This is a genomic window from Pseudonocardia yuanmonensis (assembly GCF_039542425.1).
GTDB lineage: Bacteria > Actinomycetota > Actinomycetes > Mycobacteriales > Pseudonocardiaceae > Pseudonocardia > Pseudonocardia yuanmonensis.
In genome coordinates this window covers 24,042-42,491 of record NZ_BAABIC010000012.1, presented here as the reverse complement: position 1 = coordinate 42,491, position 18,450 = coordinate 24,042, and the positions used below count along the sequence as shown (strand labels likewise).

Annotated in this window: 19 protein-coding genes and 1 pseudogene; 7 read left to right on the top strand and 13 right to left on the bottom strand. The window is 74.9% G+C overall.

What is annotated here, in order from left to right:
- Positions 1-11 precede the first annotated feature (11 nt).
- Both ABD990_RS18440 and ABD990_RS18435 read right to left on the bottom strand, forming a co-directional pair.
- Complete coding sequence (locus ABD990_RS18440) at positions 12-737, bottom strand: SRPBCC family protein (RefSeq protein WP_345381806.1); 726 nt, start codon at positions 735-737, stop codon at positions 12-14.
- 122 nt (positions 738-859) lie between these two features.
- Positions 860-1,165: pseudogene (locus tag ABD990_RS18435) on the bottom strand (ArsR/SmtB family transcription factor); the annotation flags it as partial.
- An 81-nt stretch (positions 1,166-1,246) separates the two neighbouring features.
- Between ABD990_RS18435 and ABD990_RS18430 the strand changes: the two are divergent.
- Genes ABD990_RS18430 through ABD990_RS18415 form a run of 4 tightly spaced genes read left to right on the top strand, consistent with a single transcriptional unit; the run spans position 1,247 to position 3,985 of the window.
- Positions 1,247-1,441, top strand: coding sequence for a hypothetical protein (locus tag ABD990_RS18430; protein ID WP_345381805.1), 195 nt, complete (start codon positions 1,247-1,249; stop codon positions 1,439-1,441).
- 50 nt (positions 1,442-1,491) lie between these two features.
- Entirely contained in the window at positions 1,492-2,235 is a 744-nt protein-coding gene (locus ABD990_RS18425) for an SDR family NAD(P)-dependent oxidoreductase (RefSeq protein ID WP_345381804.1), read from the top strand.
- Positions 2,232-2,939, top strand: coding sequence for a TetR/AcrR family transcriptional regulator (locus ABD990_RS18420; RefSeq protein WP_345381803.1), 708 nt, complete (start codon positions 2,232-2,234; stop codon positions 2,937-2,939). The genes ABD990_RS18425 and ABD990_RS18420 overlap by 4 nt, the downstream gene beginning before the upstream one ends.
- A complete protein-coding gene (locus tag ABD990_RS18415) occupies positions 2,936-3,985 on the top strand; it encodes a phosphotransferase family protein (RefSeq protein WP_345381802.1) in 1,050 nt (349 codons plus the stop codon). The genes ABD990_RS18420 and ABD990_RS18415 overlap by 4 nt, the downstream gene beginning before the upstream one ends.
- 6 nt (positions 3,986-3,991) lie before the next feature.
- On the opposite strand, the gene ABD990_RS18410 is transcribed toward ABD990_RS18415, so the two are convergent.
- The 3 genes from ABD990_RS18410 to ABD990_RS18400 are packed head-to-tail and all read right to left on the bottom strand — an operon-like array spanning position 3,992 to position 5,794.
- Positions 3,992-4,498: a gamma carbonic anhydrase family protein gene (locus tag ABD990_RS18410; RefSeq protein ID WP_345381801.1), complete on the bottom strand. Its 507-nt coding sequence runs from the start codon at positions 4,496-4,498 to the stop codon at positions 3,992-3,994.
- 10 nt (positions 4,499-4,508) lie between these two features.
- Positions 4,509-5,012, bottom strand: a complete 504-nt coding sequence (locus ABD990_RS18405) for an O-acetyl-ADP-ribose deacetylase (protein ID WP_345381800.1) — start codon at positions 5,010-5,012, stop codon at positions 4,509-4,511.
- Positions 5,009-5,794 (bottom strand): 5-formyltetrahydrofolate cyclo-ligase, encoded by a 786-nt coding sequence (locus ABD990_RS18400; RefSeq protein ID WP_345381799.1) that lies wholly within the window; start codon positions 5,792-5,794, stop codon positions 5,009-5,011. Before ABD990_RS18400 ends, ABD990_RS18405 begins: the two co-directional genes overlap by 4 nt.
- A gap of 54 nt (positions 5,795-5,848) precedes the next feature.
- Between ABD990_RS18400 and ABD990_RS18395 the strand changes: the two genes are divergently transcribed.
- Positions 5,849-8,110, top strand: coding sequence for a molybdopterin-dependent oxidoreductase (locus ABD990_RS18395; RefSeq protein WP_345381798.1), 2,262 nt, complete (start codon positions 5,849-5,851; stop codon positions 8,108-8,110).
- 97 nt (positions 8,111-8,207) lie between these two features.
- Here ABD990_RS18395 and ABD990_RS18390 read toward each other — a convergent pair whose 3' ends face one another.
- Together ABD990_RS18390 and ABD990_RS18385 are read right to left on the bottom strand one after the other, a co-directional pair.
- Positions 8,208-8,921 (bottom strand): DUF4383 domain-containing protein, encoded by a 714-nt coding sequence (locus ABD990_RS18390; RefSeq protein ID WP_345381797.1) that lies wholly within the window; start codon positions 8,919-8,921, stop codon positions 8,208-8,210.
- 144 nt (positions 8,922-9,065) lie between these two features.
- A complete protein-coding gene (locus tag ABD990_RS18385; protein WP_345381796.1) occupies positions 9,066-9,323 on the bottom strand; it encodes a DUF7218 family protein in 258 nt (85 codons plus the stop codon).
- 147 nt (positions 9,324-9,470) lie between these two features.
- Here ABD990_RS18385 and ABD990_RS18380 point away from each other — a divergent pair, with 147 nt between their 5' ends.
- Positions 9,471-9,800, top strand: a complete 330-nt coding sequence (locus ABD990_RS18380) for a hypothetical protein (RefSeq protein WP_345381795.1) — start codon at positions 9,471-9,473, stop codon at positions 9,798-9,800.
- Positions 9,801-9,804: 4 nt separating this feature from the next.
- The gene (locus ABD990_RS18375) at positions 9,805-10,137 is read left to right on the top strand and encodes a hypothetical protein (protein ID WP_345381794.1); all 333 of its coding nucleotides are present in this window, start codon (positions 9,805-9,807) and stop codon (positions 10,135-10,137) included.
- A gap of 64 nt (positions 10,138-10,201) precedes the next feature.
- On the opposite strand, the gene ABD990_RS18370 is transcribed toward ABD990_RS18375, so the two are convergent.
- The 6 genes from ABD990_RS18370 to recD all read right to left on the bottom strand — a co-directional run bounded on the left by ABD990_RS18370 (position 10,202) and on the right by recD (position 18,409).
- The gene (locus tag ABD990_RS18370; protein ID WP_345381793.1) at positions 10,202-11,794 is read right to left on the bottom strand and encodes an MFS transporter; all 1,593 of its coding nucleotides are present in this window, start codon (positions 11,792-11,794) and stop codon (positions 10,202-10,204) included.
- Between the two features lie 352 nt (positions 11,795-12,146).
- Entirely contained in the window at positions 12,147-12,635 is a 489-nt protein-coding gene (locus tag ABD990_RS18365) for an NUDIX domain-containing protein (RefSeq protein ID WP_345381994.1), read from the bottom strand.
- 68 nt (positions 12,636-12,703) lie between these two features.
- The gene (locus ABD990_RS18360) at positions 12,704-13,042 is read right to left on the bottom strand and encodes a UBP-type zinc finger domain-containing protein (RefSeq protein ID WP_345381792.1); all 339 of its coding nucleotides are present in this window, start codon (positions 13,040-13,042) and stop codon (positions 12,704-12,706) included.
- Positions 13,039-14,469, bottom strand: a complete 1,431-nt coding sequence (locus tag ABD990_RS18355) for an ATP-binding protein (RefSeq protein ID WP_345381791.1) — start codon at positions 14,467-14,469, stop codon at positions 13,039-13,041. The genes ABD990_RS18360 and ABD990_RS18355 overlap by 4 nt, the downstream gene beginning before the upstream one ends.
- Positions 14,469-16,154 carry an NAD(P)/FAD-dependent oxidoreductase gene (locus ABD990_RS18350; protein ID WP_345381790.1) on the bottom strand — a complete coding sequence of 562 codons (1,686 nt, stop codon included), beginning with the start codon at positions 16,152-16,154 and terminating at the stop codon, positions 14,469-14,471. The genes ABD990_RS18355 and ABD990_RS18350 overlap by 1 nt, the downstream gene beginning before the upstream one ends.
- Before the next feature lie 158 nt (positions 16,155-16,312).
- Positions 16,313-18,409, bottom strand: coding sequence for an exodeoxyribonuclease V subunit alpha (recD, locus tag ABD990_RS18345; RefSeq protein WP_345381789.1), 2,097 nt, complete (start codon positions 18,407-18,409; stop codon positions 16,313-16,315).
- Positions 18,410-18,450: the final 41 nt, after the last annotated feature.

Genomic DNA, 18,450 nt, shown 5'->3' with positions numbered 1-18,450 from the left:
AGGTCGGCCGCTCAAGTTCGGACAGGGCGTGGAGCCAGGGTCGCGGCGATCTCCTGCACCCGGGCCCGGAGGAGCTGGGCGGCCTCGGTGACCGGGACGTCGAACGGGCCCGTGGCGACGACGACCAGGCGCGCGCCGTGGCCCGTGCCCTCGACCAGCTCCCACCGCACCGTCCCGCCGCCGAGGACCGGCGGATCGAGCAGCGGGCGGGCGGCGTCCGCGGGGGCGGTGAGCTGCCGCTCGATCCGGATCGTGTCGCCCTCGGTCACCGGCGCGTCGAGGTCGAACTCGTGGACGTACTCCTCGTGCCGCGCCGTCATGTCGACCGTCGGGGCCGGCTCCTCTCCTGCCAGGACCTGCGACAACCCCTCGACGCACGCCGACCAGCCCGTCGCGAAGCTGGCGGCGCCGTAGTGGTCGCTGAACGCGTGGTGCAGGACCAGTACCGACCCGTCGTCGGCCGGGTGCACCTCCCAGCGCAGGTGGTCCGAGTCGCCCCAGCTGAACGCGAAGAGCCGGGGCGGGTCGAGGGCGGTGACGACGCCCCGCGTGTCGCCGTCGTCGAACACGATCTCCCCGCCCTCGCGCAGGTCGAGCCGGACCGTCGACGGGAACCACCGCGCCAGGTGCTCCGGCGTGGTCAGCGCGCGCCACACCTTCTCCGGCGGGTGGGGCATCGGCCGCTCGATCCGGAGCACGGTGCGGCCGTCGCGCAGTGTCAGGCTGTCGGGGGTCATCGGGTCTCCTCCGTGGGCACGGGGTCGGGCACCGGGTCGGGCACGGGATCGAAGTCGGGCACCGGGTCGGGCGCGGGATGGAAGTCGGGCACCGGGTCGGGCGCGGCATCGGAACCGGGCACCGGATCGGCCATGCGATCCAGCTCCCGCTCCAGGGCGTCGAGCCGGCGGTTCCAGAAGCGGCGGTAGGGGGCGAGCCACGCGTCGAGCTCGGCGAGCGGCTCCGCCCGCAGCGCGTACCGACGGCGCTGCGCGTCGACCTGCGCCTCGACCAGCCCGGCCTCGCGCAGCACCCGCAGGTGCTTGGACGTGCCCGGCTGGCTCAGGCCCAGCTCGGCGGAGAGCTCCCCGACCAGGCGCGGACGCTCCCGCAGCAGGTCGAGGATCCGGCGCCGGGCGGGTTCGGCGAGGACGGCGAACGGCAGCACGCCAACAATGTACCATATCAGTTATATAACTAGCAAGGGATGTACGAGCGTCGGGGGCTCAGACCTGAGACGCTCACTCCCATGAGCGAGCAGCAATGGTTCTACTGCCTGAAGCACCACACGGTGGAGGGTCCGGACGGCTGCCGGGCCGCAGACCGCCTGGGCCCGTACCCGGACCGGGAGACGGCCGCGCGAGCCCTCGAGATCGCCCGCGAGCGGACCGAGGCGGCCGACCGGTACGACGAGGAATGGCGCGAACGGGGTTCCACACGCTGATCACCGGCTAGGCTTCCCGTTCGATGCAGGCGCATGAACGGAGGATGCCGATGGACAGCAGGGTCGCTGTCGTGACCGGGGGCAGCCGCGGGATGGGGCGCGAGATCTGCCGGGATCTCGCCCGCCGCGGCCACCGGGTGGTCGTGGCCAGCCGGAAGGCCGAGGCGTGCGAGGCCCTCGCCGCCGAGCTCCGCGAGGAGTTCGGGGTGGAGGCGCTCGGGATCGCCTGCCACGTCGGCAGGTGGCAGGACTGCGACGCCCTGATGGATCGCGTGCTCGAGGAGTTCGGGCGGATCGACGTCCTGGTGAACAACGCCGGCATGTCGCCGCTCTACCCCTCGCTGGGCGAGGTGGGCGAGGACCTGTTCGACAAGGTGATCGGCGTGAACCTCAAGGGCCCGTTCCGGCTCGCGGTGCGGGCGGGCGAGGCGATGCAGAAGGGCGAGGGCGGGCAGATCGTCAACGTCAGCAGCATCGCCGCCGTGCAGCCCCAGCCCGGCGAGCTGCCGTACGCCACCGCGAAGGCGGGGCTCAACGCGATGACCCTCGGCCTGGCCCGCGCGTTCGGGCCGACGGTGCGGGTCAACTGTGTGATGCCCGGGATGTTCCGCACGGACATCAGCAAGGCGTGGAGCGACGAGATGTTCGCCAAGGGGGAGACCGCCGCGCTCGGCCGGATCGGCGAGGCGGAGGAGATCGTGGGGGCGGTGCGGTACCTGACCAGCCCGGACTCGAGCTTCACCACCGGGGCGATCCTCAAGGTCGACGGCGGCATGGCCTGGTCACCGGCATGACGGACACCGACACCCGTTCGGACGGCCGTGTCGACGCGAAGGGCGACACCCGGTCACGGCTGCTCGACGCCGCCGAGGCGTTGTTCGCCGAGCGGGGCAGCGAGTCGGTGTCCCTGCGCGAGATCGGCCGGGCCGCCGGCGCGCGCAACGTCATCGCGGCGCAGTACTGGTTCACCGACCGGGACGGCCTGATCAGGGCGCTGATCGACCGGCACCGGCCGGAGATCGAGGCGGCCCGGCACGCCCTGCTCGACGGCTACGAGACCGCCTTCGCCGACGGCCCGGACGGGACCGCCGGGGATGCGGACGCCCGGCTGGCGGCGCTCGCCGGCGCCCTGGTGCGGCCGAGCGCGGTCAAGCTGGACCAGGGCGCGAGCGGGGCCGGCTACCTGCGCACCGTCGCCGACCTGCTCACCCGGCCCGAGCCGCAGACCGAACCGCTGGGCTACGACGTCGAGGGCGGCAGCATCCTGCGCTGGCGCGCCCTGCTGGAGCCGCTCCTCGACCCGGACGCCGTCGTGCTGCACCGGCGTTTCCACGTGATCCGGTTCGTCGACGTCGAGCTGGCCCAGCGTGCCCGCGCGCCCGGCCGGCGCGACCACCGGCTGTTCGTGAGCCAGCTCGTCGACTCGGCCGCCGGGCTGCTGGGTGCCCGGGTCTCGGAGGAGACGCGGCGGCTGCGGGCCGAGAGGAGCGAGCGGTGAGGCCCGTGGACACCGTCGACCTGGACCGGCTGGCCGCCTGGCTCCGGACCCAGGGCGTCGAGGGAACGATCGGCGAGGTCACGCCGCTGGCCGGCGGGACCCAGAACGTCGTGCTGCGGATCGAGCTCGACGGCCGGCCGGTCGTGCTGCGCCGCCCGCCCGAGCACCCGCGGCCCACCAGCGACCGCACGATCGCGCGGGAGATCACCGTGCTGCGCGGGCTCGCCGGCACGGACGTCCCGCACCCGCGGCTGCTCGCGGGCTGCGAGGACACGTCGGTGCTCGGCGTCGTCTTCTACCTCATGGAGCTGATCGACGGCGTCAACCCCGGCGAGGAGGTCACGCCCGAGCAGCGGGCGGACCCGGAGCTGCGGCACGGGCAGGGCCTCGCCATGGCGCGGGCACTGTCGCGGCTCGGGGCCCTCGACCCCACGGCGCAGGGGCTCGACGTGCTGCGCAAGCCGGGCAGCTTCCTGGAGAAGCAGGTCCCGCAGTGGCTGCGCCACCTCGAGGGCTACCGCGAGTTCCCGGACTGGGAGCCGGGCGGACTGCCGGACGTCGAGCTGGTCGCCCGGTGGCTGGAGGAGCACCGGCCCGCCGACGCCCCGCCCGGGGTGATGCACGGCGACTTCCACCTGAACAACGTGCTGCTCGCCCGCACGGAGCCCGAGGTGGCGGCGATCGTGGACTGGGAGATGTGCACGGTCGGCGACCCGCTGCTGGACCTGGGCTGGCTGATGGTGACCTGGCCGCAGGAACCGACGGCGATGGACGTCGGCGGGCCGCTCGCTCAGCTCGGCGGCCTGCCCACGCGCAAGGAGCTGGTCGGGGCCTACGCCGACGCGGGCGGCCGCGAGCCGGTGCACGTCGACTGGTACACCGCGCTCGCCGGGTTCAAGCTCGGCATCGTCCTGGAGGGGACGTGGGCGCGGGCGAGCGCCGGCAAGGCGCCGCAGGAGATCGGGCAGCGGCTGCACGACCACGCCGTCGGCCTGCTCACCCTCGCCGGCCGGGTCGCGCGGGGGGAGTGGTCGGTGCTCGACTGAGCCGGGTCAGGTCGCGGTGCGGTGGACGCCGGCGAGGTGCACGTAGGCCGCGGCGTTGAGGGCGATGCCCTTGCGCTCGTCCTCGCCCGTCTCCTTGCGCACCTTGCCCGGCACGCCCGCGACCAGCGAGTTCGGCGGGATCTCCACGCCCTGGGTGATCACCGCGCCCGCGGCGACGATCGTGCCGGAGCCGATCCGCGCGCCGTTGAGCACCACCGCACCCATGCCGATCAGCACGTCGTCGGCGATGGTGCAGCCGTGCAGCACCGCCCGGTGCCCCACGCTGACCCCGGAGCCGATCGTGACCGGGAACCCGGGGTCGGCGTGCACCACGGTGCCGTCCTGGATGTTGGAGCGGGCGCCGACCGTGATCGAGTCCATGTCGCCGCGCAGCACGCAGGTGTACCAGACGCTCGCCTCGGCCTCGAGGCGCACGCGCCCGGCCAGCACCGCACCCGGCGCCACCCACGCCTGCGGGTCCATCGACGGCGTCGACCCCTCGATCGTGATCATCCTGCCCCTCTCACACCTTCTCGAACGCGCGCAGGATCTCCGCGCTGAACAGCACGAACCGTGCCACCTCGACCTGCGTGTCCGCCTCCCGGACGGTGGTCACGGCGATCCGGGCGGCGTCCGCGAGCGGCCAGCCGTAGATCCCGGCGGACACCGCCGGGAAGGCGACCGACCGGGCGCCGAGCTCGTCGGCGACCCGCAGCGACTCCCGGTACGCCGAGGCGAGCAGGTGCGAGCGGTCCTCCTTCTTCGCGTACACCGGCCCGACGGTGTGGATCACCCAGCGGGCCGGCATGTTCCCGGCCGTCGTGGCCACCGCCTGCCCGGTCGGCAGCCCGTCCGGGTACTTCGTGGCCCGCAGCTCCCTGCACTCGGCGAGGATCGCCGGCCCGCCGGCACGGTGGATGGCGCCGTCGACACCCCCGCCGCCGAGGAGCGACGAGTTCGCGGCGTTGACGACGGCGTCGACCTCCTGGGTCGTGATGTCCCCCTGGACCAGCTCGATCCGGGTCACGAGGCACCTCCCTGGGCGCGGAGCTTCTGCAGCAGCGGGATCGCCGCGATCTTCTCGTCCGTCAGCGACTCCCACAGCACTTCCCCGGTGGGCCGCGGGGCACGCGCGGGCCGGCAGTCGATCACCCGCTCCGGGGTGACGACGAGGTCCACGGGGATGTCGTGCGCCGCCGTCGGGATCACCCCGGCCGGCCGGACCTGCAGCTCGTGCACAGTGGTCACCACGACGGTGTGCTCCGAGATCAACCCGGCCGCGCCGGCCAGTGCGAACTCCAGGTCGGCGAACCCGCCGCCCTTGCCCAGCCGCGCCCCGTCCGCGCCGACGGCGACGCAGCCCGTCACCACGAGGTCGACCGGGTCGAGGTCGGCGACGGCCACGCGGCGGGCCGAGCGGGTGGCGTTCCTGATCGACACCGCGCGCCGTGGGGGGGCGGCCAGGTGTTCGGGGTCGAGCAGGAAGAACGGGTCCTCCTCGGCGAGCTTCGGCACGGCCATGTAGAGCGTCTTGCCGTCCTGGAGGGCGCGTTGCCGGACCGGGAGCTGTGCGGAGTCCGGGTTGGACTTGACCGCTCGCGCCTTCTCCCACTCCGGCAGCGACCGCAGGAGCTCGGCGGCCTTCTCCGCGCCGGTGAAGTTGGAGATCCGGTTGCGGGCGCCCGGGAACCGGGCGACCTTCGCCTCGGTCAGCGCCGTCCAGACCTCCTCGCGCAGGGCCGCCTTGGCCTCGAGGAGGGCGCGGTCGCCGCCCGCGTCGTGATCGTGCCGCCGGGGCGTCCGTGCCATGCGCCGACCCTATCCGCGCCGGCCGACCCCGGCCCGTGCCGCATCATGGAAGGCATGACGGCGGTCCCGCACAGCGCGCACTGGGGAGTCTTCCGGGCCGAGTGGCGAGCGGGTGAGCTGCAGGTATCGCCGCACGAGGCCGACCCGAACCCGTCGCCCGTCCTGCAGAACATCCCCGCCGCCGTCCGCAACCCCGTCCGGGTCGCCCGCCCCGCCGTCCGCCGCGGCTGGTGGGAGCAGGGGCCGGGCCCGGGTGACCGGCGCGGGCGCGAGGAGTTCCTCGAGGTCGGCTGGGACGAGGTGCTCGACCGGCTCGCGGCCGAGTACCGGCGGGTGTACGCCGAGCACGGACCGACCGCGGTCTACGGCGGCTCCTACGGCTGGGCCAGCGCCGGCCGCTTCCATCACGCCCAGGGCCAGATCCACCGGTTCCTCGCCATGGCCGGCGGCTACACGCAGTCCGTCAACACCTACTCCGGCGGGGCGGCGGAGGTGCTGCTCCCGCACGTCCTCGGGCCCTTCGACGCGGTCACCCGCTCGGTGGTGACATGGGACCAGATCGCCGCGCACACCGACACCGTGCTGGCCTTCGGCGGGATGGCGCTGAAGAACTCGACGGTCGCGGCGGGGGGCGTCAGCCGGCACCTGGAGCGGGACGCCATGCTCGCCGCGCACCGCCGGGGTGCGCGGTTCGTGCTGGTCAGCCCGCTGCGACAGGACCTCCCGCCGGAGGTCGACGCCCGGTGGCTGGCCCCGGAGCCCGGCACGGACGCGGCGTTGATGATCGGCCTGGCGCACACGCTGCTCGCCGAGGACCTGCACGACCGGGAGTTCCTCGCGACGCACTGTGCGGGCTGGCCGGAGTACGAGCGCTCCCTGCGCGGCCGGGACGCCGACTGGGCGGCCGGGATCTGCGGGATCGCGGCGGAGGAGATCCGCGCCCTCGCCCGCCGGCTCGCCGCCGGGCGCACCCTGATCACCGTCTCGCAGTCGCTGCAGCGCGCCGAGCACGGTGAGCAGCCGGTGTGGGCCGGGCTGGCGCTGGCCGCGATGCTCGGCCAGATCGGCCTGCCCGGCGGCGGCTTCGTCTACGGCCTCGGCTCGCTCGGTCACTACGGCCGCCCGCGCAACGCCGTCCCGGTCCCGACCCTGGCCCGCCGGCCGAACCCGGTGCGCAGCTTCATCCCCGTCGCGCGGGTGGCGGACATGCTGCTGCGCCCCGGCGAGCGCTACTCGTACAACGGCGAGGAGCGGGTCTACCCGGACATCCGGCTGATGCACTGGTGCGGCGGCAACCCGTTCCACCACCACCAGGACCTCGCGCGGCTGGGCCGGGCGCTCGGCAGGCTGGACACCTTCGTGGTGCACGAGTCCGTGTGGACGGCCACGGCCCGGCACGCCGACGTCGTCCTGCCCGCCACGACCACGCTCGAGCGCGAGGACATCGGGGCGCACGGCACGGACTCCCTGGTCGTGGCGATGAAACAGGTCGCGGAGCCCTACGCCGAGGCCCGGGACGACCACGCCGTCCTCGCCGCGCTGGCCGAGCGGCTCGGGTTCGGAGCGCGGTTCACCGAGGGCCGGACCACCCGCGAGTGGCTCGCGCACCTGTGGGAACGGACCGAGAAGGCGTTGGCGGACAAGGGGTTGCCCGCGCCGACCTTCGACGAGCTGTGGGCGGCGGGGGAGCACGAGCTCCCGCCCGGGCCGGACGACGGCGGCCTGCTCGCCGCCTTCCGCGCCGGCACGGGCACGCTCCCGACGGAGTCCGGGCGGATCCAGATCGCGTCGGAGCGGATCGCGTCGTTCGGCTACGACGACTGCCCGGGCCACCCGGCCTGGCTCCCGCCGACCGAGCCGCCCACGCCGGAACAGCCGCTCTGGCTGGTGTCGAACCAGCCGTCGACGCGGCTGCACAGCCAGCTGGACTTCGGGGCCACCAGCGCGGCGGGGAAGATCGGGGGTCGGGAGGTCGTGCGGATCCACCCGGCCGACGCGGCCGCGCGGGGCATCGGGGACGGCGACGTCGTCCGGCTGCACAACCGCCGCGGCGCCTGCCTGGCCGCCGCCCGGGTGACGGACGACGTGCGGGCCGGCGTGGTGCAGCTGCCGACCGGGGCCTGGTACACGCCGGCCTCGGCGGACGACCCGACCTGCGTGCACGGGAATCCGAACGTGCTCACGCGGGACGTCGGGACCTCGCGGCTGGCGCAGGCCTGCACCGGGCAGCTCACGACGGTGCAGGTGGAGCGGTACCCGGGGGAGCCGCCGGAGGTGCGCGCGCACGTGCCGCCGCGCATCGTGCCCCGGGAGTGACGGTATTACCCCGCCCGCCGCCGGGACTCTCGTCCGGCGGCGGGCGGGCGTCCGGCGTCGTCGGGGTACCGCTGGGCCGCGACGGCGCCGGGAGTCCTCAGGAGGGAGCGGGGCCGCCCGCGTGCCGCTCCTGCCACGCGTGGATGCGGTCCTCCGGCCGGCGGACGCCGGCCAGCGCACGGATCTCGGCCACGACCTCGGGCCGGGCGCGGTGCTCGGCGACCGCCCGCTCCGCCTCGGCCAGCTCACGGGCCGCGGCGGCCTCGGCCGCACCCCCGGCCAGGTGGATCCCGCTGAGCTCGGGGCTCAGCTGCGGGTCCTCGAACGTGCCGACCCGCTCCCGGGCGTAGGGGCTGTCGGCACGCAGGCGGCCGGTGAACCGGCCCCAGGACCCGACCGTCAGCAGGATCCCGCCGACGACCAGGCTGAAGATCACGTTGGGCATCCGGAACGCCAGCAGGTTCAGGCCCGTGTTCAGGACCAGGACGTTCACGATGCCGGAGAGCAGGAACAGCGCGCCGACCACGACCTGCACGCTCGACGACAACCGCCCGCCCCGGATCCCGGCGCCGATGAGGATCGCGCCGAACACCACCGAGATCGTGGACAGCAGGCCGTTGGAGGACAGGCCGAGGACGGGCTGGCCCTGCGTGGAGAAGAAGTCCAGCCGCTGCACGAACCCGAGCACCGCGAACACCCACAGGCCCAGCCCGATCACCACCGATCCCGTCCGGTGCAGGAGGTCGATGCGGTGCGCGGTGCGGTCCTCGGCGGTGCTGCGCGCGCCGTCGGCTCGGTCGGTGCTGCTCACGGTGCTCCTCCTCGAGGTGGAGACGTCGCGTCGTCGCTCTCCGACGAAACGCGCCAAACCTTGTTCACGAACAGGATGGTGCGATCCGTCGGGAGGCGCCACCCGAGCGTCCGACGCGGCAGGCGCGGGTGCCGGCGCGCCTGGTCAGTGGTCGCGCAGGGCCTTCACCAGCTCGTCCTTGGACATGTCCGACCGGCCCTCGATGCCCACCTTCTTGGCGCGCTCGTAGAGCTCGTCCTTCGTCATGTCGTCGTAGGAGCCGGACTTCCCGCCGCGGGAGGAGACCTTCTTCGTGCCCTCCGCCGCGGAGGCGTTCGCGATCCGCGCGGCCTTCTCCTTGCTCTCGCCGCGGTCGCGCAGCTCCTCGTACATCTTCTCGTTCTTGATGCTCGAGTTCGGCATGTCGGCGGTGGTACCCCCACGCGACGTGTGCTATGCGCCACGAGCAGTGAGTTTTCTCGACGGGCGGCGGTGGACGACCCGTTCCGTAACACCGTTTGTGCCGGCACTCGGCGGGGTACCCCGCGGCACTCCGGAGGAGGTGCGCCGATGGGGCTGGTTCGCGGAGTGACCGGCCTGGTGTCCGGTCTGCTCGGTGCCGTGACGGGCGTGCTGTCCACGCTGGTCCGCGGGGTGCTGGCGCTCGTGCTGGCGTTGGTCGGGACGGTGGTGCTGCTCGTCGGGGTCGTGCTGTGCGCGACCGTCCTGCTGCTGCCGCTGGGGATCCCGGTCGTCGTCCTCGCGCTGTCGCTCTACGGCAGGGCCGCCAGGCTCCTGGTGCCCGGCAGCACGAGGGTCGAGGGCATGGTCCGCAGGGGCGAGAGCGCGCTGCGCGGGACCGGCCTGCGGCTGCGCCGGCGCCTGCACCTGGCGGCGTGAGGCGATGATCCGGGCGCTGCGGGCGGTGGCCGGGGTGCTGCTGCTGGTGCTGGGCACGCTGCTGCTGGTCGTGGCCCTGGTGTTCTGCGTGACCGTCGTGCTGCTGCCGCTCGGGCTCCTCGTCGGCTTCCTCGCGCTGCGGCTGTGGGGGTACGGGTTCCGGCTGCTGCTGCCGCGGAAGGCGGACGTGCAGCGCGGCCTGCGCAAGGAGTTCCACGTGCGGGAGATCCGCGGGGCAGTCGATCAGGCCGCCCGCGCCCTGCGCCGCCCCCGGCGTCGGCTGCGCAAGCAGGTCCGCACCCGGGTCCGTGCGGCGCGCCGCCGGCTCGGCCACTGACCGAGCCCTGTCCTCGTGGGTGCCGATGGCCGCTCCGGCGACCACCGGCACCCACGACGGGGAGTCACGAGGCCAGCAGCTCCAGGCCGGGGTAGGGGCGGATCCGTGCGCCGGGCGCGCGAGTGGGCGGCGTGACCGTCGCCGGCGGGGTGAGGGCGGGCAGGTCCGCGGCGGCGCGCTCGACGATCGCCGCGCCGCGCAGGATCGCCGGGCGCGCGGTGACCGCGACCCGGGAGCCCGCGGTGCGCACGATCCTCAGCGGCTGGCGGCGGGCGACGACGGTCGCGGTGCGGGCGGCGAGGACCCCGAGACCGGCCCCGTCCACGGGCCTGGCGGCGGCTCGGGCGAGACGACCGAAGGCCGTGCGGGCCGGCAGCGGGACCCGCGCCGGCAGGGTGAGCCGCGGCGTCCGGTCGGCCACGGCGAGCGCGAGACCGGCCGCGACCACGGCCAGCAGCGGCACCGAGGCCAGCGCGGCCGGCAGGCCGGCGTGCTCGGCGAGGAAGCCGATGGCGGGCGGGCCGCCGAGCAGCCCGCTGTAGCCGACGGTCGAGGCGAGCCCGACGCCGCGCGCGCCCGAGTGCGCCCCGGCCCGCGCGATCGTCACGGGGAACAGGTTGGCCAGCCCCAGACCGACCAGGACGAACCCGGCCAGCGCCAGCTCGGCCGACGACGTCAGCAGCGCCACCGTCATGCCGGCCGCGGCGAGCAGCGCGCCGCCGCCGAGCAGCCGGGTCTCGCCGAGCCGGCGCAGCAGCACGCCGCCGGTGAGCCGGCCGCAGGCCATCGCGAGCGAGAAGCAGGAGTAGCCGGCCGCGGCCAGGGCGGGCGCGGCGCCGAGCGTCTCGCGCAGGTGCAGGGCGCCCCAGTCGGTGACGGCGCCCTCGCCGAAGGCGGTGCAGCCGGCGACCAGGCCGAGCAGCACGACCAGCCTCCGGCCGCGACGGGGGCTGCCGAGGTCGTCCGACGCGGCGGGCGCCGGGGCCGCGTCCTCCCGCAGGCCGGTGAGCGCGGAGCGGGCCGCGGCCACCACGACGAGCCCGACGACGCCGACGACCGCGAGGTGCGGCAGCACCGGTCCGAGCGTCGAGGCGACCCCGCCCGCTGCGGCGCCGGCGAGCCCGCCGAGGCTGAACGCCGCGTGGAGCGCGGGCAGCAGGGGTCGCCCGGGCCGCCGTGCCCCGACGGAGACGCCCGCGGTGTTCACCGCGACGTTGACCACGCCGGTGAGCGCGCCGAACAGCAGGAGGACCGCGGAGAGCTGCGGGATCGACGTCGCCAGCCCGGGCAGCGGGACGACCAGCGCGGCGCCGGCGGTGCCCGCGAGCGCGACCCGGCCGGCGCCGAAGCGACCGGCGAGCACGCCGGTGAGCTGCATGCTGGCGAGCGCGCCGAGCGAGACGCAGAGCAGTGCGACACCCAGCGTGGCGTGCGTGGCGCCGACCTGGGCGGTGACGTCCGGGATGCGGGCCGCCCAGCTGCCGAACACCGCGCCGTCGAAGGCGAACAACGCCGTGACGGCGGTGCGGAGCCGGCGGAAGGAGACCGGCGTGCCCGCGTGGTCCGGGGTGGACCGGGCGCCGGACGGGCCGGAGTGCTGAGTGGACCGCTCGGTGGACACAGCGGTGGACCGCTCGGTGGACACGGCGGTGGACACCGAGGTGGACGCCGGGACGGTGCGGGATGGACGGAACGGGCCGCGAGCGCGGAGGCGTACGGGCGTGCGACGGCGCGACCCGACGGGGGAGACGGGCATGTGACGTGGTCCTCGTGGCGGGCCGCGCGCTCCGCCGGCGCTCGGGTTGCCGGGTCCGGAGGGGCTCACCGTGACGGTCGCGGCGCCGGGGCTGCGCGCGACGGGCGGTCGGGGTGTCGGGGACGCACGACCGCGTGCGCCAGCCGTCCACGATGGCAGAGCCCGCGCCGTGATCGCCAATCACCTGCAGGTGAGACGACTCACGATCGATTCAGATGACCGATCGGTGAGGACGGGCCGGGGATGCACGGGCTCAGGCGGTGGCGAGGAGCGCCTCGAGCCGGTCGAGGAAGGGCAGCTGGCCCTTGACGAGCTTCACCCGCGCCGTGGCCAGGTCGAACCAGGCGGCGCGGTCGATCTCGGGGAAGCGCAGGCGGCGCCCGGTGTTGCGCGGCCACTCGATCTCGATCCACGTGCCGTCGTCCGGCCGCTCGGCGACGGCGGCGACCTCGACGTCCGGGACGTCGCCGGCCAGCGCGAACCCGAGGACGGTCTTGCGCCTGCCGGACTGGACGACCGAGCCGAGCTCGTGCAGCTCGCCCGCGGGCGGCGGAAAGCCCAGCTCCTCGGCGAACTCGCGGCGGGCGGCGGCGGCCGGCTCCTCGCCCGCGTCGAGCTCGCCCTTGGGGATGGACCAGGCGGCGGCGTCCTTGCGGGACCAGAACGGGCCGCCCATGTGCCCGAGGAGCACCTCGACGATCCCGGCGCGGTCACGGTGGAGCAGGATCCCGGCACTCGTCAGCACGACACGATTCTCCGCCCCGGCGGCGGCGCCGCCGGAGCCCGGGTCGGGTCGGGCCGGGCGGTCGGTCAGTGGATCTTGGATCGCCAGTCCGCCGGGACACGGCCGGCCGGACCGGGCACGGGCTGCGCCTCCGGGCGCGCGCTCGGCGGGGCCAGCGGCGGGCCGGACAGCGCGACCTCGCGCTCGTAGTCCCAGAACCAGTCCTCGCCGGGCTCGAAGCTCTGCACCACCGAGTGCCCGGTGGAGCGGAAGTGTGCGGTGGCGTGCTGCTCGGGTGAGCTGTCGCAGCACCCGACGTGCCCGCAGGTCGCGCAGCGGCGCAGGTGCACCCACCAGCCGCCGGCGGCCTCGCACTCCGCGCACCCGGTGCCCGAGGGCGGCACCGACGGGTCGATGGTCGTCACGATTCCTCCACGAGTGCGTCGAAGGGCAGCAGGACCTGGAACCGGGTGTCGCCCGGCGACGAGATCACCCGCAGGTCGCCGTGGTGGCGGTTCACGACGATCCGCCAGGAGATGTCCAGGCCGAGCCCGGTGCCCTCGCCCACGGCCTTCGTGGTGAAGAACGGCTCGAAGATCCGCGACCGGATCTCCGCCGGGATGCCGGGCCCGGTGTCGCCGATCTCGACGAGCAGCCGGTCGCCCTCCCGGGCGGTCCGGACGGTCAGCGTGCCCTTCCCGTCCATGGCCTGCACGGCGTTGTCGATCAGGTTCGTCCACACCTGGTTGAGCTCGGCGGCGTAGACGTTGACCTTCGGCAGCGTGCGGTCGAAGTCCTTGACCAGGGAGACGCCGTTGCCGAACTTGCCCTGCAGCATGATCAGCGTCGACTTCAGCAGCTCGTGCACGTCGACGGTCTGGTACGGCGCCCGGTCCATCTGCGAGTACTGCTTCGCCGCGCCCACCAGGGTCGAGACCCGGGTGGTCGAGTCGGCGATCTCGTTCATCAGCAGCTCGGTCTCGACCGTGTAGTTCAGCCAGCGGACCGCGCTCTCCAGGATCGGGGGCGGCACGCTCGCCTTGACCTGCTGCAGCCATTCGACGTCGATCCCGGCGGCCACGAAGTTCGGCGCGATGTCCCAGCCGCCCTCGATGCCCTGGTCGGCGATCCACTCGCCGACCTCGTCCTCGGCGTCGCCGGTCTCGAGCGGGCTGAGCTCGGGCGCCTTGCCGACGCGGTCGGCGGCGTCCTCCTGCAGGCGCATGAGGGTCTCGAGGTCGGCCCGCTCGTACGGCCCGGCCGCGATCAGGCCGAGCTTGTGCCGCATCCCCGCGACCCGCTCCCGCAGCGTCGCCGTGGCCCGGACGGCCGCGGCCGCGGGGTTGTTCAGCTCGTGCGTCAGTCCGGCCGACAGCGACCCGAGGGCGAGGAGCCGTTCGCGCTGGCTGACGGCCTGCTGGGTGTTCTGGATGCCGAAGAACAGCCCCTCCAGCAGGTGCAGCGCCATCGGGAACCACTCGCGCATCAGCGTCGAGAGCTTCTCGGCGTCGAGTACGTAGAACCGCGACGGCACCGTGACCCGCAGCGAGTTGTTGTAGACCTGCGGCACCCGGTCGCCGAGGTAGGCGTGCCAGGCCCCGGCGTACACACCGGGCTGGGAGGTGCGCTCGACCTCGACGTCCTCCTCGCCCGAGCGCCTGCTGAGCACGACCGTGCCCTCGATGAGCACGTAGAAGCAGGTCGCCGGGTCGCCCTCCCGGTACACCTGGCCGGGCTCGAAGGTCTCCGTCCGCCCCTGCCGGCACAGCGCGTCGAGCTGGTCCGGCCGGAGCTTCTCGAACAGGAAGAGCCGGCGCAGTTCCTCCGGGTCGCAGGCGGTCGATGCGCTCATCACGGCCTCTCCAGGTAGCGGTGGACGAGCGACACGGCCATCGCCCCGTCGCCCACGGCCGACGCGACCCGCTTCACGGACTCGGCCCGCGCGTCCCCGGCGACGAAGACCCCCGGCAGGCTCGTCTCCAGGTGCAACGGATCCCGCTCCTCGGTCCATCCCGCGGGGCGCCGGCCCTCGACGACGAGGTCGGGGCCCGCGAGGACGAAGCCGCCGGCGTCCCGCTGGACCACGTCGCCGAGCCAGTCGGTGCGCGGGGTGGCGCCGATGAAGATGAAGAGGTAGCCGGCGTCGACGGTCTCGGTCTCGCCGGTGTTCCGGTCCCGCAGGGTCAGCTTCTCCAGGTGCTCGCCGCCCGTGGCCTCGACGACCTCGGTGCAGGTCCGCACGGTGATCTCGGGGATGCCCTCGATCTGCTCGATGAGGTACTGCGACATGGACGCCTGCAGGCCCGGCCCGCGCACCAGCATCGTGACGCTGCGGGCGTGCCGGGAGAAGTAGACGGCGGCCTGACCGGCGGAGTTGGCGCCGCCGACGATGTAGACGTCGCTGCCTGCGCAGCCCGCGGCCTCCGTCAGCGCCGAGCCGTAGAACACGCCGCGGCCGGAGAGGTCGGCCAGGCCCGGGGCGTCGAGCTCGCGGTAGCTGACCCCGGTCGCCAGGACCACGGCGTGGGCGTGGATCGCGCTGCCGTCCGCGAACCGGACGGTGCGGGCGGGCCCGTTGGCCTCCAGCGCGACGACCTCGCGGGCGGTGAGCAGCTCCGCCCCGAGCCGCACCGCCTGCCGGCGGGCCCGGTCGGTGAGCTGGGCGCCGGACACGCCGTCCGGGAAGCCCAGGTAGTTCTCGATCCGTGAGCTCTGCCCGGCCTGGCCGCCGGTCGCGGTCCGCTCGACCAGCACCGTCCGCAGCCCCTCGGACGCCCCGTAGACGCTCGCGCCGAGCCCGGCCGGGCCGCCGCCGATCACGATGAGGTCGTAGAAGTCCGTGGCCGGGACCGTCGCCAGCCCGACGCGGTCGGCGAGCTGCATCTCGTCCGGCGCCACCAGGCACTCGCCGGCCGGGGAGATCACCACCGGCAGGTGCGAGTCGTCGACGCCCGCGGCCTCCAGCAGCCGCGCGGCCTCGGGCTGGTCGACCGGGTACCAGCGGTAGGGGACCTGGTTGCGGGCGAGGAAGTCCCGCACCTCGTGCGAGCGGGCGGACCAGCGGTGCCCGATCACCCGGGTCTCGCAGACCTCCCGGCGCGGGGTGGACCGCCACGAGTCGATCATGGCGTCGACCACCGGGTAGAGCTTCTCCTCCGGGGGGTCCCAGGGCTTGAGCAGGTAGTGGTCGAGGTCGACGACGTTGATCGCGGTGATGGCGGCGTCGGTGTCGGCGTAGGCGGTCAGCAGGACCCGCCGGGCCGCGGGGTACAGGTCCATGGCCTGCTCGAGGAACTCCAGCCCGTTCATCCCGGGCATGCGGTAGTCCGCGAGCAGGACCGCGACGTCGTTGCCGCGGAGCGCCATCTCCTTGAGGGCGTCCAGGGCCTGCTGCCCGGACTCGGCGCGCACGACGCGGTAGTTCTCGCCGTACCGGCGCCGCAGGTCGCGGGCCACGGCGCGGGACACGCTGGGATCGTCGTCGACGGTGACGAGGGCGGGCTTGGCGGGGACGAGCGAGGAGGGAGCCTCCGGCATGGGCCCCATCCTGCACTGCCGCGTGCCGCCGGGGCACCGTCATTCGTCGGCAGCGCCGCCGTGTTCGCCCTCGGCTGCATCGGCCGCGCGCGGACGGGCACGTCCGCCCTTGTCGGCGCGGCACGACGTGGCCGAGATCATGATCGCCGCGCGGGGCGTCAGCCCATGCGCTCGCGCAGGCCGCTGGCCCGGCTGACGGGGCGGGCGATGGCCGCGCGGACCGCCTCCTCACTGCCCACGATCCGCACGACGCTGCGGGCGCGGGTCACCGCCGTGTACAGCAGCTCCCGGGTGAGCAGGGGCGACTCCGGGGGCGGCAGCACGACCGTGACCCGGGCGAACTGGCTGCCCTGGCTGCGGTGGACGGTCATCGCGTGCACCGTCTGCACCCCGCCGAGGCGGGCCGGCGCGAAGGACTGCGGGGCGTTGGGCCGCCCGAACACCGCGCGCAGCACGCCGTCCCGGCGCACGACGACGCCGGTGTCGCCGTTGTACAGCCCGAGGTCGTAGTCGTTGGCGGTGACGAGCAACGGCCGACCCGGGTACCAGGGCCCCGGCCGGCCGGGCTCGATCTCGTCGAAGCCCGGGCGGGCCTGCGCGAGCCAGCGCTCGACCTCCAGGCCCCAGCGCGTGACGCCGAACGGGCCACGGCGGTGGGCGCAGAGCAGCCGGTGCCGGTCCAGGGTGTCGAGCGCCTCGGCGGTGCGCCCGGCCACAGCCGCGGTGATGAGCGCGCCGGACGCGTCGACGACGTCCGCCCGCAGTCCCTCCAGCCCTACCGGCTCCCGCACCTCCAGGTCGCTCTCCACGAACAGCAGGTCGGGCCGCCCCTCGCGGAGAAGAGCGACCGCCGCGTCGGCCGCCCCCGCCTGGACGGCGCCCGCGAACTCGGCGATCCCGCCCTCGAAGCGCCAGGTGTGCCGCAGCGTGACGACCCCGTGGACGACGGGCGGGTCCTCGTCGGCGAGCGCGCCGACCGTCCGGAGCCGCTCCTCGAGGGCCGGCTCGGGCCGCCCGCCGGCCCGCGCGAGATCGCCGAGCACCGCCCCGGCCTCGACGGACGCCAGCTGGTCCGGGTCGCCGACCAGCACGAGCCGGGCGTCCGGCCGGACCGCCTCGAGCAGCCGGGCCATCAGGGTGAGCGAGACCATCGATGTCTCGTCGACGACCACGACGTCGTGCGGGAGGCGGTTGAGGCGGTCGTGCCGGAAGCGGCTCGACGAGCCCGGCCGCCGGCCGAGCAGGCGGTGGATCGTCGCGGCCGACGGGGACCCGACGCGCACGCGGTCCTCCTCCGGCAGCTCGGCGGTGTGGTGGGCGACGGCCTCGCCGAGCCGCGCGGCCGCCTTCCCCGTGGGCGCGACGAGCGCGACCCGCAGCGGCGAGGGGGAGCCGGTGGCCTCGTGCAGGTCGTGCAGCAGCGCGATCAGCCGCGCGACCGTGGTGGTCTTGCCGGTACCGGGGCCGCCGGCGAGCACCGTGACCCGACGCAGCGCGGCGACGGCGGCGGCGAGCCGCTGCAGGTCGGTGCCCTGCGGGGCGTGCGCCCCCGCCGCCCGGTCGGTGTCCTGCGGGGCGTCCGCGCCTGCCGGCCGGCCGAACAGGCGGGTGAGCGCCGCACGCAACCGGTCGGGATCGACCTCGGGCTGCTCGGCGGCGGCGCGCTCGCGCAGTTCCCGGCGGACGAGCTCCTCCTCCGCCCAGTAGCGGTCGAGGTAGAGCAGACCCCTCCCGCCCGCGACCGGGATCATCCGCAGCGGGCGGCCTGCCGACGCGTCGGCACCGCTCGCCACCAGGGGGCTCCGCTCGACGGCGGCGCGCCAGGCCTGCGGTTCGGGCCACGGCAGGGCCGAGACGTCGACCGACTCCTCGCCCTCGCCCAGCACCGTGTGCGCCACCTCGGCGAGGTCGATGCAGACGGAGCCGTTGCGGATGGCGCGGACGGTCAGCGCGACGGCGAGCAGCACCTCCTCGGGCTCGCCGGCCGGGTCGCCGCCGAGCCGCCCGAGCCGGGTCGCGACGTGCACGTCGGCCGCCGAGAGCACGCCGGCGACGTTGAACGCGCCGAGCAGGCCCGACGCGGTGCGGGCGGTGCGGAGGTCGTAGGGGTCGCGCTCGGGGGCGGCGGGTCCCGGGGTGGTGGGCAGGTGTGCCGGGGCTGCCGGCTGGGGTGCCGGGGCTGCCGGCTGGGGTGCCGGTGCGGTGGCCTGGGGTGCCGGGGCGGCCGCCGCGGGCACGGTCTGTGGGACGCTCATCGCCGGCCTCCCGGCTCGCCGAGGTCGAACGGCCCGGGCAC

Coding starts and splice junctions, on each gene's coding strand:
- ABD990_RS18385 (WP_345381796.1), bottom strand. CDS start 9,323: ATGCCGAACTCGAGCATCAAGAACGAGAAGATGTACGAGGAGCTGCGC.
- ABD990_RS18350 (WP_345381790.1), bottom strand. CDS start 16,154: ATGCCGGAGGCTCCCTCCTCGCTCGTCCCCGCCAAGCCCGCCCTCGTC.
- ABD990_RS18410 (WP_345381801.1), bottom strand. CDS start 4,498: ATGATCACGATCGAGGGGTCGACGCCGTCGATGGACCCGCAGGCGTGG.
- ABD990_RS18430 (WP_345381805.1), top strand. CDS start 1,247: ATGAGCGAGCAGCAATGGTTCTACTGCCTGAAGCACCACACGGTGGAG.
- recD (WP_345381789.1), bottom strand. CDS start 18,409: ATGAGCGTCCCACAGACCGTGCCCGCGGCGGCCGCCCCGGCACCCCAG.
- ABD990_RS18400 (WP_345381799.1), bottom strand. CDS start 5,794: ATGGCACGGACGCCCCGGCGGCACGATCACGACGCGGGCGGCGACCGC.
- ABD990_RS18420 (WP_345381803.1), top strand. CDS start 2,232: ATGACGGACACCGACACCCGTTCGGACGGCCGTGTCGACGCGAAGGGC.
- ABD990_RS18380 (WP_345381795.1), top strand. CDS start 9,471: ATGGGGCTGGTTCGCGGAGTGACCGGCCTGGTGTCCGGTCTGCTCGGT.
- ABD990_RS18375 (WP_345381794.1), top strand. CDS start 9,805: ATGATCCGGGCGCTGCGGGCGGTGGCCGGGGTGCTGCTGCTGGTGCTG.
- ABD990_RS18425 (WP_345381804.1), top strand. CDS start 1,492: ATGGACAGCAGGGTCGCTGTCGTGACCGGGGGCAGCCGCGGGATGGGG.
- ABD990_RS18440 (WP_345381806.1), bottom strand. CDS start 737: ATGACCCCCGACAGCCTGACACTGCGCGACGGCCGCACCGTGCTCCGG.
- ABD990_RS18395 (WP_345381798.1), top strand. CDS start 5,849: ATGACGGCGGTCCCGCACAGCGCGCACTGGGGAGTCTTCCGGGCCGAG.
- ABD990_RS18355 (WP_345381791.1), bottom strand. CDS start 14,469: ATGAGCGCATCGACCGCCTGCGACCCGGAGGAACTGCGCCGGCTCTTC.